This window comes from Pseudoalteromonas nanhaiensis, from assembly GCF_051235485.1.
GTDB classification, from domain to species: Bacteria; Pseudomonadota; Gammaproteobacteria; order Enterobacterales; family Alteromonadaceae; genus Pseudoalteromonas; species Pseudoalteromonas lipolytica_C.
In genome coordinates, this window is record NZ_JBPNYQ010000003.1 from 238,040 (window position 1) to 249,922 (window position 11,883).

Annotated in this window: 11 protein-coding genes; 3 read left to right on the top strand and 8 right to left on the bottom strand. The window is 40.4% G+C overall.

Going from position 1 to position 11,883, the window contains the following annotated elements:
• Positions 1-54 precede the first annotated feature (54 nt).
• Both ACSFVZ_RS05110 and ACSFVZ_RS05115 read left to right on the top strand, forming a co-directional pair.
• The gene (locus ACSFVZ_RS05110; protein ID WP_138625158.1) at positions 55-768 is read left to right on the top strand and encodes a YebC/PmpR family DNA-binding transcriptional regulator; all 714 of its coding nucleotides are present in this window, start codon (positions 55-57) and stop codon (positions 766-768) included.
• Positions 769-822: 54 nt separating this feature from the next.
• Positions 823-2,097, top strand: coding sequence for a protein kinase (locus ACSFVZ_RS05115; RefSeq protein WP_435558256.1), 1,275 nt, complete (start codon positions 823-825; stop codon positions 2,095-2,097).
• A gap of 35 nt (positions 2,098-2,132) precedes the next feature.
• Here ACSFVZ_RS05115 and ACSFVZ_RS05120 read toward each other — a convergent pair whose 3' ends face one another.
• From ACSFVZ_RS05120 to glk, 8 genes are all read right to left on the bottom strand, one after another.
• Positions 2,133-3,254 carry a sterol desaturase family protein gene (locus tag ACSFVZ_RS05120; RefSeq protein WP_435558257.1) on the bottom strand — a complete coding sequence of 374 codons (1,122 nt, stop codon included), beginning with the start codon at positions 3,252-3,254 and terminating at the stop codon, positions 2,133-2,135.
• Positions 3,255-3,437: 183 nt separating this feature from the next.
• Entirely contained in the window at positions 3,438-3,845 is a 408-nt protein-coding gene (locus ACSFVZ_RS05125) for a hypothetical protein (protein WP_435558258.1), read from the bottom strand.
• 56 nt (positions 3,846-3,901) lie between these two features.
• Positions 3,902-4,246 (bottom strand): hypothetical protein, encoded by a 345-nt coding sequence (locus ACSFVZ_RS05130; RefSeq protein ID WP_138600582.1) that lies wholly within the window; start codon positions 4,244-4,246, stop codon positions 3,902-3,904.
• A 122-nt stretch (positions 4,247-4,368) separates the two neighbouring features.
• On the bottom strand, positions 4,369-5,373 hold the full coding sequence (gap, locus tag ACSFVZ_RS05135; RefSeq protein WP_135924922.1) for a type I glyceraldehyde-3-phosphate dehydrogenase: 1,005 nt from the start codon (positions 5,371-5,373) through the stop codon (positions 4,369-4,371).
• A gap of 18 nt (positions 5,374-5,391) precedes the next feature.
• Positions 5,392-6,012, bottom strand: coding sequence for a bifunctional 4-hydroxy-2-oxoglutarate aldolase/2-dehydro-3-deoxy-phosphogluconate aldolase (locus ACSFVZ_RS05140; RefSeq protein WP_063705675.1), 621 nt, complete (start codon positions 6,010-6,012; stop codon positions 5,392-5,394).
• Positions 6,013-6,046: 34 nt separating this feature from the next.
• A complete protein-coding gene (gene edd, locus ACSFVZ_RS05145) occupies positions 6,047-7,897 on the bottom strand; it encodes a phosphogluconate dehydratase (protein WP_135924924.1) in 1,851 nt (616 codons plus the stop codon).
• A gap of 430 nt (positions 7,898-8,327) precedes the next feature.
• Positions 8,328-9,341: a LacI family DNA-binding transcriptional regulator gene (locus ACSFVZ_RS05150; protein ID WP_435558259.1), complete on the bottom strand. Its 1,014-nt coding sequence runs from the start codon at positions 9,339-9,341 to the stop codon at positions 8,328-8,330.
• A gap of 22 nt (positions 9,342-9,363) precedes the next feature.
• Entirely contained in the window at positions 9,364-10,362 is a 999-nt protein-coding gene (gene glk / locus ACSFVZ_RS05155; protein ID WP_135924929.1) for a glucokinase, read from the bottom strand.
• Between the two features lie 413 nt (positions 10,363-10,775).
• On the opposite strand from glk, the gene ACSFVZ_RS05160 reads away from it, so the two are divergent.
• Positions 10,776-11,795, top strand: a complete 1,020-nt coding sequence (locus ACSFVZ_RS05160) for a LacI family DNA-binding transcriptional regulator (RefSeq protein WP_135924931.1) — start codon at positions 10,776-10,778, stop codon at positions 11,793-11,795.
• Positions 11,796-11,883: the final 88 nt, after the last annotated feature.

The following is an 11,883-nucleotide window of genomic DNA, read 5'->3' on the forward strand; positions in this document are numbered from 1 at the left end:
AAATGATTAGAATAACCGCTTTATTTTTATCTATAACAAAAAGGCAACACGCAGATGGGCAGAGCTTATCAAAACAAAAAAGACTCAATGGCAAAAACTGCGGGTGCAAAAACCAAAGTTTATTCAAAGTACGGAAAAGAAATTTATATCTGCGCTAAGAATGGTGGTGTTGATCCCGATGGCAACTTAGCGCTTCGTCGCTTAATCGATCGTGCTAAAAAAGACCAAGTACCTACGCATGTAATCGAGCGTGCAATCGATAAAGCCAAAGGTGGTGGCGGCGAAGATTACGTAGCAACTCGCTACGAAGGTTACGGACCTGGTAACTGTATGATTATTGTTGACTGTTTAACCGACAACAACAAACGTACCTTTGCTGACGTACGTGTTTGTTTTACAAAAGCGAATGCAAAAATTGGTGCGCAAAACTCAGTATCACACTTATTTGATCACCTTGCTATTTTTGTGTTTGATGGTGATGATGACGAGGCTGTTTTAGAAGCACTAATGATGGCTGATGTTGATGTAACAGATGTAGAAGTTGAAGACGGTAAAGTGACTGTATTCGCTCCACACACTGAGTACAACAATACCCGTACAGCACTTGAAGAAATGGGAATTACTGATTTCCACGAAGATCTAATTGCTTTTGTGCCGCAAGTAGAAGCACCCATTGAAGGTGAAGACGTTGAAGTCATGGAACGCTTTTTAGCCATGCTAGAAGACTGTGACGACGTACAAAACGTTTACCACAACGCACAGTTTTAATAAAAAAGGCCAACCAAGTTGGCCTTTTACCTTTTTAGCCCAAAGGAATCAACATTGAATACCCTCGAAGAGTTAAAAGCCGGTTCTCTACAAGGTTGTACACGGCTTCAGCTTGTTGCAGAACTAACCGAATTGCCAAAAGAAATTTATACCCTAGCCGATACGTTAGAAATTCTCGATTTATCTAATAATCAGCTAAGTGATTTACCTGACGATTTTTACAAATTAAAAAATCTCAAACGGCTGTTTTTATCATTTAATCAGTTTAAACATATTCCAGACGTGCTAAGAGAATGCCCAAACTTAATCATGGTGGCATTTAAAGGTAATCAAATTACTGAATTTAAAGCGCACTGTTTGCCAACGCAGATTGAATGGTTAATCTTAACTGATAATCAAATTCCCGCTTTACCTGATACATTTGGTGAGTACAGCAAGCTTAAAAAGCTCGCACTGGCAGGTAATCAGTTAACACATTTGCCAGTCTCAATGGCTAATTGTAAAGAGCTTGAGCTAATACGTTTAAGTGCCAATAAACTTACAAAAATTGAAGATTGGCTTTTAGCTTTACCGAAACTTGCTTGGCTTGCCTTCTCTGGTAACGATTTAAATCGCTCAACTAGCTTGCACTGTGAGCTGTTTAGCCAAATCGCACTGGATGAAATCGAAGTTAAAAAGCAGATTGGCCAAGGTGCATCTGGGGTTATTCACTTAGCCAATTTGCATCAACAGCCTGTTGCTCTTAAGTTATTTAAAGGCGAGATCACCAGTGATGGTTATCCACTCGATGAGCTAAATTGCTGTTTAAAAGCCAGTGAGCATCCAAATCTCATAAAAGCATTGGGCTATGTCGATGAAGAGTCTCAACTCGGTTTAGTGATGGAGCTTATCAGTAAAGAATTTACGAATCTTGGTTTGCCCCCCTCCCTTGCGACTTGTACTCGTGATACCTTTGAAGACAACTGCCAGTACGAGCCAGAAATGGTGCTAAAAGTTGTTAAGCAAATGGCCAGTACCCTCGCTCATTTGCATCAAAAGCAAGTTAGCCATGGTGACATTTATGCCCATAACAGCATGATCAATTCACGTGGCGAGTTATTATTTGGTGACTTTGGTGCGGCAACAGACTTATCGATGCTGACGCCTAATCAACAGCAGCTACTAGAAGGCATTGAAATACGCGCCTTTGGTTATTTCATCGATGATTTACTGACTGTAGTGACTGAAGAAAACGACATTACTAAGATGCTTGCTGACATAGCTCAAGAGTGCTTAGTGCTCAACTCAGACAAACGCCCTCGCCTTTCTGAGCTAGTTTCGCGATTATGATTTAGGGTCATTATTAATAAAGCCTCTGTGAGGCTTTATTTTTGCTTTTTAAACGGGAACACCTGCTGCTTTAACATACCTTCGGGCATGTAATCGCCAACTACACCATATTTATCGGGCCACTCTGCTTGGCCTTTGACAGCAGTGCCAAATAGATAATCTAAAAAAGAAAAATGCGCAGCATAGTTACGGTCAATGGCTGCTTTATCAGATGAATGATGCCAATGATGAAACTGTGGCGTAACCAGCAAATATTTTAACCATCCAAATCTCACACGAACATTGGCGTGGTTAAATACTGCCTGAAAGCCAACAATTATTACATATAGGCTAATAACATCCGATGGAAAGCCGAGCACAAAAATAGGCGTGAGCACTAAGCTGCGCGTCACGAGTATTTCTAAAATATGCTGACGAGAGCCTGCCAGCCAATCCATCTCTTTTGCACTATGATGCACGGCATGAAAACGCCAAAGCAGAGGCACTTCGTGATAAGCCCTATGCACAAAATATTGCATTAAATCGGCTACTAAAATGATTAGAAATAGCTGCAGTAAAAATGGCAGTTGAATAATAAAGCCTTGCACTGTTTCAGACACAGCCCAGCCAAATGCATGATGCACGAACTGATTGGTTGCCAGCAACACAAAACCAATAATTAAGTGATTAACAAAGAAATGATTTAAATCACCCTGCCACTCTGAGCGGAGAATTTTTTGTTCTTTTCGGTGCGGCAGAAGCTTCTCAATTAGAATAAAAATCAGGGTTGAACCAAGTAAGTCAAGAATGAACCAATCAAGCCCCAAGTACGGCGTATTATCTTTAAAGTCGCCCACCTCAACATTCGGCCCACCAAATGCAATAGCCACAACTATAAACACCCAAGCCATTGCACCGAGCCGTTTATTAGTATTACGAACAAAGTTCAACAACCCTAAACTGCCTGAAATAATCAATGCCACAAACATTAGCTGACGTAAAAACTCAACACTGTAGTTTTGCCTGAGCTCTGGGGTCGTTAAGTACTCTGGAAAATGAAAGGCTAACACCCCTAAACAGGATAAAACCGCTAAGAAGCAAGCAATATAACCGCTAATATTGCCTTCACCCACTTGAAACTGCTCAGCCCTAAATAGCCGATGATAAAGACGTGTCATGATATAAAAATCCATTTATCAATTTTTTGCAGCATAACACAGAAGAATTTAGGAACAAATGTACGCTGAGTCATCACGAAAATGTGTAAATTACAAATTAATAGCGAAGAACTGTCTAATATTATTGAACATCCATATCCTTATGAAACGAAATAGGCTTATAAAAGAATAAGCCTTTAACTATTACTGAAATGCTTTATCAAACTTATCTTGATCAAGGTATTTATCAAATGCACCTAAAGCATTACCCACACTTGGCTCAGCCATTAACTCTTGCATTGCAACTTCACCGACAATACCGAATGCGTTTTCCATTGCTCCCTGACCGCCGACTTCAATCGCTGCTTTAGCTTGCTTTGGACAGTCTTCGGTTAATAAACGCGTAACTAACGCACCAACATAGCGATTAGTTTCATCTATATCTTGCTCTGTCACGTTCGAGAAAGGTTTAATTATACTGTGCGTTGACATACCCAGATAAATCCATTTAGCTAGATTTTTCCGCTCTTTGCCATTCAGTGAATCAGTTAAACACACTGCAAGTTGCTGAGCTTCTTCTGATGCTGAAGCATAACTAGGCAGTAACGACATTACAAAGAGTGAAGTAGTTAATAAGATTTTTTCATTATTTTCCTCATAAACTGGGATTAACCATAGAATTCTACTTCAGTTTTTACACCAAATGGTAAAATGAATTCTCTAAATTCAGGGTCCCCTTGCTGAGCTTTTGGATATTTAAGGTTATACATATTCTTTTTAAACATATTTAAGAATTGCTTATTTTGCAGCTTATTATCCAATACACTGACTTTGACAACATCACCCGCTTGATTAACCATCATCATAAATAAAATTTTATCATCAGATCGTCTGAAGTCGTCTTTTGCTTTTGTTATCACATCTTTGGGAATATTAAAATCTGGTAGGTTTTTATCTTGTGTTGATGAGCAAGACACTAACAAGAGGCATAAAGGTATTAAAAATTTATTCATCATCTGTCCCTATAAATGTTTAAAGACAAGATACTGTGAATAAATGCTTTTATCCAGTAAAAACCAAAAAAGCCACGATAAACGTGGCTTTGTTGGATAAAGCTTAAACTTTTACTGTTCTATTATAAGAACTGACCTAGCGCTTTAACTTGGTCTAACATGCGGTTTGAGAAACCCCACTCGTTATCGTACCAAGCCATCACTTTAACAAGCTTACCATCTACTTTAGTTTGTGTAGAATCGAAGATTGAAGACGCTGGGTTGTGGTTAAAGTCGATAGAAACAAGCGGTAATTCGTTGTATTCAAGAATACCTTGCATTGCACCTTCTGATGCAGCTTTAACGACTTCGTTGATTTCTGCTGCAGTTGTTTCACGCTTAGCAACGAACGTTAAGTCTACTAAAGAAACGTTGATTGTTGGAACGCGTACTGCCATACCGTCAAGTTTACCCGCAAGTTCAGGAAGCACTAAGCCAACCGCTTTAGCTGCACCTGTTTTAGTTGGGATCATTGACTGAGTTGCGCTACGTGCACGGTATAAGTCTGGGTGATAAACGTCAGATAAGTTTTGATCGTTTGTGTAAGCATGAATGGTTGTCATGCTACCTTGCTCGATACCTACTGTGTCGTTGATTGCTTTTGCAATCGGTGCTAAACAGTTTGTTGTACACGATGCGTTTGAAATAATGTTGCTGTCAGCGTTTAAAACTTCGCTGTTAACACCATGAACAACCGTTGCATCCATATCAGTACCAGGCGCAGAAACGATTACTTTTTTAGCACCGGCTTCAATGTGTTTTGCAGCTGCTTCACGTGAAGTGAATAAACCTGTACATTCTAATACGATATCGACGTTTAATTCCTTCCAAGGAAGGTTTGCAGGATCACGCTCTTGCGTAAGGGTAATTTCATCATTACCAATTAGCATGGTGTTTTCAGCAAGTGTTACTTTTTGAGAAAATTGACCGTGTACTGAGTCAAATTGAGTTAAATGCGCGTTAACATTTGCTGGTGCTAAATCGTTGATAGCAACAATTTTGATTTCGTTGTTTTGAGCTGACTCATAAAGAGCACGTAATACGTTACGACCGATACGTCCATAGCCATTAATTGCAACATTAATCATTCTAATATCTCCCGTTAATTATTTTACTTCACTTGCTTGGCGAGCAAGCGCTTCAATGGCTTGCCAGTCTTTGTTTTCAATAAGTTGTTTATCTAACATCCAAGTACCACCTACGCAGATTACGTTTTTAAGTGCTAGGTAGTTAGGTGCTGTTTCAAGGCTAATGCCGCCAGTTGGGCAGAAAGTCACTTGCGGTAAAGGGCCACCAATTGATTTAAGCATTGCTGTACCACCTGCCGCTTCTGCAGGGAAGAACTTTAAGAACTTAAAGCCTTGGCTCGCTAATTTCATTACTTCACTTGGTGTTGCTGCACCGGGTAAAAATGGAATATCAGACTCTTTAGCCAGTGCTAATAATTCGTCGTTTACACCTGGGCTAACCATAAAATCAGCACCAGCTTCTACAGATGCATTAAATGTCGCTTTATCAATAACAGTGCCTGTGCCTACGTATGCTTCAGGTACAGCTTCTTTCATAAGCTTTACTGCTTCTGCCGCAATCGGCGTTCGCAAAGTAATTTCTAATGCTTTTAAGCCACCGTTATAAAGCGCACGTGCAAGGGGTGCTGCATCTTCAAGTTTTTCGATAACAACAACCGGTACCACAGGTGCCGATGATAAAATTTTCTCAATGCTCATTGTATGTTCCTCATAGCCCAGTAACGGCGTATTATTATTCTAAACCGAAGGCGCTAGCGCCAAGGTCTGCACTACTTACTATATTTCTGAAACCTGCGAATAATTCTCGGCCTGTACCATATGTTTGGCTTGGTTGGCTAAGTTGTAATTCACGTTTTGCTAATTCTTCATCGCTTACGTGTACTTTTAATACACCCGCTGGTGCATCAAGTGTCACTAAATCACCTTCGTGAATTTTTGCGATTACACCACCTTCAACAGCTTCAGGTGCTAAGTGGATTGCTGCAGGAACTTTACCTGATGCACCCGACATACGACCGTCTGTCACAATCGCCACTTTGTAGCCTTGATCTTGGAGTGTTGCCATTACTGGCGTTAATTTATGAAGCTCAGGCATGCCTTTCGCTTTCGGACCTTGCTCTTTAATTACAGCAATAAAGTCGGTGTTTAATTCACCACGGCTATACGCTTCTTGTAACTCGCCTTGTGAGCTAAATACTTTAGCTGGCGCAGAAACAACCTGATGTGACTCAGCCACTGCAGATACTTTAATAACTGCTTTACCAAGGTTACCTGTAAGAAGCTGTAAACCACCCTGCTTACTAAACGGATTATCAATCGGACGCAATACTTCTTCGTCGTGTGACTTTTCAGGACACGCTACCCATTTAACTTTGCTTGGGCCTGTGCTGTTAGTCATGATTACTGATGAATCTTTATCTAACATTGGCTCTGTGGTGTAAGCTTCAAGGCCATCACCAACAATCGTTTTCACGTCGTTGTGTAGGTAACCTTTGCTAAGTAGTTGCTTCATTAGGAAGCCCATACCGCCAGCAGCTTGGAAGTGGTTCACATCTGCTGAACCATTCGGGTAGATGCGTGTAAGAAGTGGCACAACTTCAGATAAGTCAGCCATGTCTTTCCACGTAAGGATCACACCCGCTGCTTTAGCAATTGCTACTAGGTGGATTGCGTGGTTTGTTGAACCGCCTGTTGATAACAAGCCGACTAAACCATTAATAATTGTTTTTTCACTGACTACGTCTGCAAGGCAGTTAGCATCTTTTGTTTCGATTAACTGCTTTAACATGGTTTCTACAGCATGACCTGTTAAACCATCACGTAGTTCTGTGTATGGGTTAATGAAAGAGCTACCAGGTAAATGTAGACCCATGATTTCCATTAACATTTGATTCGAGTTTGCAGTACCGTAGAAAGTACAAGTACCGGCACTGTGATACGACGCGCTTTCTGCTTCTAACAGCTCTTCGCGACTTACTAGGCCTTGTGCAAATTTTTGACGTACGCGGGCTTTTTCTTTATTCGGGATACCCGATTGCATTGGACCTGCTGGTAAGAAATACGTTGGTAAATGACCAAATGATAAGGCACCAATTAAAAGTCCTGGGACAATCTTGTCACATACACCTAAACAGAAAACACCGTCAAACACGTCGTGCGATAAAGAAACCGCAGTCGACATTGCAATCACGTCACGTGAAAATAATGACAGCTCCATACCATCACGGCCTTGTGTTACACCGTCACACATTGCAGGTACACCACCAGCAACTTGTGCTGTTGCATCGTACTTGGTTGCAAGGCTTTTAATGATTTCTGGATAATCTTTGTAAGGTACATGCGCTGAAAGCATGTCGTTATAAGCGTTGATGATAGCTAGGTTTGGTTGCTCGTCAGCTTTTAAACGAGCTTTGTCATCGCTGCTACAAGCAGCCATAACGTGTGCAATATTACCACAGCCTAAACCTGCACGAACTCTTGTTTGTTTTTTTGCGTGCGCGATTCGCTTTAAATAAGCTTGGCGGGTCTCTTTACTACGTTCAATAACGCGGTCGGTGACTTCTTGGATACGAGGATGCAACATAAAATTCGACTCATCTCTATAGTTAGAGGATAAAGGCTCAGTAACAATTACAGACTCCACGAATATAACTGTACTGAGCATCTTTGATTTACCCGTTCAAAGGTACGCTATCAGGCTGTCTCTCACAACCAACCTGACACCGGTGTCACTGTATTAACTCATGACTGTGACACCGGTGTCAACCCTATCTGTTAAATTTAGTTTAATTTTTTTAAATGACCAAATAATGAACAATTTAATTTTAGTAGAATATGAGGATATTTCATGTTTATATCTACTTATAACGACTTAGATAAAGCATGCACATTACCAAACTTATTATTTATAAACAGTAAGTTAAATTAACATTCGCTCTTTTCTAGCTTCAAAATAAAAAAGCCCGAGAACGCGTCACTCATTCTCGGGCTACTGTGAAAAAATATGATGAAATTTATTTAATTGCGGCTGTTGATTCACGAGTAATTAGCTTTGCTTCAAGTGTCACTTGATAAGGTGACTCTTGTGGTTCACTAATATGTGAAATTAATTGCTTAACTGCTTGTTGTGTCATTTCTTCAACTGGCTGTGCGATGGTGGTTAAGCCTGGCCAAATATGACGGGCAATAGGTGCGTTATCAAAACCTGCAATAGAAATATCGTCTGGCACTTTCAATTGCATTTGCGTAGCTAACTTTAATACCGCTGCTGCCATGTAGTCATTAGAAGCAAATACCGCTGTTGGACGAGGGTTCAAATCTAAAATAGTACGGGCACTATCAACACCAGAATGATAACTAAAGTTACCTTCTTCGACTAAACGCTCATCAAATTCAATGCCGTTTGAGGCAAGTGCACGGCGGTAGCCTTTAAAACGTTGTTCTGTAGCACTATGATCTGGGTGACCTTTAATAAACGCAATTTCTTTGTGACCAAGCTTAATTAGATGCTCAGTTATTTCAAAAGCGCCCTGCTCGTCATTACTTCGTACAGAAATAGAATCATCTTCAAGGGTGGCTGAGGCTACACGAGCATACGGGATCTTTTTCGACTTTAAAAAACTCACTAATTGAGGAAAGTCCGAAAAAGGTGGAGTTAAAACGATACCATCTAAACGAGAGGTTTGAATTAACTGCTCAATGTTACTAATTAACTCTTCGCCACGTAACTCACAAGGATGAATCAATAAGTTGTAATTAAGTTCATGACATGCCGCTAAAGCACCTGTTTGCACGCGGGTAATGTAACTTTTACTCGGGTTGTCGTATAAACAACCAATTATGAAACTGCGATTTTGTGCTAAACCACGGGCAATAGGATTAGGCGTGTAATCTAACTCTTTAAATACTTTTAGTACCTTTTCGCGCGTTGCATCACTCACGTTTGGCTCATTATTCAGCACGCGAGAGACTGTTTTCTTAGAAACACCAGCATGGCTGGCAACACTGTTGATGGTAACTTTTTTCATCCGCTCTTAATCCAACTGCAAATTACGCGTTACTGTTTACATGTAAACACGCAGCAGCACCAATGAATGGAATGTTGTCTTGTGTTACTAGTGTAACAGGGATCTGTGAAGTATATTGCGACATAATACCTTTGTCTGCAAAACGCTCAATAAATCGACTCGATAATAGACGTTGTTGCATGCGTGGTAAAATACCACCACCAATAAATACACCACCTAATGCACCAAATGTAAGTGCTAAATCGCCGGCTACGCTGCCAATCCAATCACAAAACTGATTTAATGTCGCATCACACACTTCGCATTGGCCTGTAGTAGCTAATTCACTAATTTGCGCTGCATCTAAATTTTTAGCTTCTACACCTTTTACCGCAGCCATAGCACGATACAAATGCGCAATACCTGGGCCTGAGAACACTGTCTCTACTGACACATGATTTAATTGTTTTTTAAGCTCAGTGATTAAAAGGCGGTCTAATTCTGTTACTGCGGCAAGGGTAATATGACCCGCTTCGCAGCTAAGTACTGCGCTGCCTTGAGAGGTACGCACTAAGCACGCTGCACCAAAACCAGTGCCTGGGCCCATTACTGCAATATTTGCATTTTCATCTGCTTGACCTGCCTTAACGGCCATATTTTGCGAATCGTCTAAATATGGTGCTGCATAAGCAAATGCGGCAAAGTCGTTGATAACTTCAAGTTGCTCAAATGAAAACTCAGCTTTTAAATCTGCAACGTTAAAGTGCCAGCCAAGGTTTGTTAAGTGTACTTGGCCTGCTTTTATAGGGCCCGCTACCGCTAAACATGCACGCTTAGGCTTTGGGAACGATATTTGACTGAAATACTGATTAATTGCACTTTCTAAAGAACCAAAATCAGCACTTGGGAATGTTAAATTATGCTTTATAACAAACTGATTTGTTTGCGTATTAAAGTCTGTGATTAAAGCGAAACGAGCGTTAGTGCCGCCGATATCGGCAACAAGAATAGGAGCGAATTCTGTAGTTGTCTGTGTGTTCATGTTGTTTTCTCTATTTGTCTAAGCTATTGCCGCTTATTTTTCTAGTTTTCAATGGCAAAGCCACTGTGTCTGCTAAACTTTGGGTCGTTGCCTCAAAGAAGCTATCTTTTGTATTAAAAAAATGCTGCCCAAATGAATGGGCAGCCAAATACGTTTTGACAACAAAATGATAAAACAGTGACATTATGACACCGGTGTCAGATTCGAATCAATAAAAATTTTCATTATTTGTGAATGCATACGTATTTTATTAAAAAACTCACGCCTTAAGTGCTAAAAATCAACAAAATGCACAGAAATAACACCTATTAGCTCTGAGTTTTGCTTGTAATTAACCACTCGTCACAAATAGCTTGAAAAAAATATTAAATAGCCGAAAATGGCAATTACTACTTATGTTATTTGGTAACAATATGAAAGGTAAGGCGACATCTTTTGACATTGCACATTATGCGGGTGTGTCACAGTCAACCGTGTCTCGCGCATTAAGAAACAGCCCTTTGGTCAACGAAGAAACGCGTAGACGTGTTCATGAGGTAGCAAAACAGCTCAACTATAAAGTTGATAAAAATGCCAGTAACCTAAGAACACAACAAAGTAGCACCCTCGCCCTTTTGTTATTTGAAGATCCAACCTCAGATGAATCACAAATAAACCCTTTCTTTTTAGCGATGCTTGGTAGTATTACCAGAGCGTGTGCGAAAGAAGGCTATGACTTGCTTGTTTCGTTTCAATCAAGCAGCTCAGATTGGCAAGCTGATTATGAAGATAGTCACCGTGCCGATGGCTTAATCTTATTGGGTTATGGGGATTACCTCGATTATCAACCCAAATTTAAAACCTTAATTGACCAACACACTAAGTTTGTCTGCTGGGGCGCAAGCGTCGATAACCGCCCTGACTTAACAGTGAGCTGTGATAATTATGGTGGTGGTAAGTTAGCGGCAGAGCATTTATTAGCTACAGGTAGAACAGATTGTGCTTTTATTGGTGATGCCTCTGAGCATAGCCCTGAGTTTTTTGCCCGTTACCAAGGCTTTAAAGATGCATTTTTAGCTAAAGGTGTGACCCTTAACGAACGTAAAATGGCTAATGCCATTTCTACAGAAGAGTCAGGCTATCATGCTACTCGATCATTGATTGCCAATAATATTCGTTTTAACTCTTTATTTGCAGCCAGTGACCTTATTGCTATTGGTGCTATTCGCGCCCTGAAAGAAGCAAAAATAAAAGTTCCTGACGATGTTCACGTTGTCGGTTTTGATAACATTGCTGTTGCCAGCTTTGTTAATCCGCCTCTTACCACTGTTCAGCAAGACACCACTCTTGCGGGGCAAATGTTAGTTGATAATCTACTTAAGCTTATTCGTGGTGAACAAGTAGAAAATACGCTTTTACCGCCTCGTTTAATTATTCGCGGTTCGAGTGTTTAACCCTTAGCGATAACGCCACAGTTATCGCTATCTGCTCTGCAAACTAGGCTTTTATTTATTAAAATCGCTTTTTTTTCGATTTACCCAA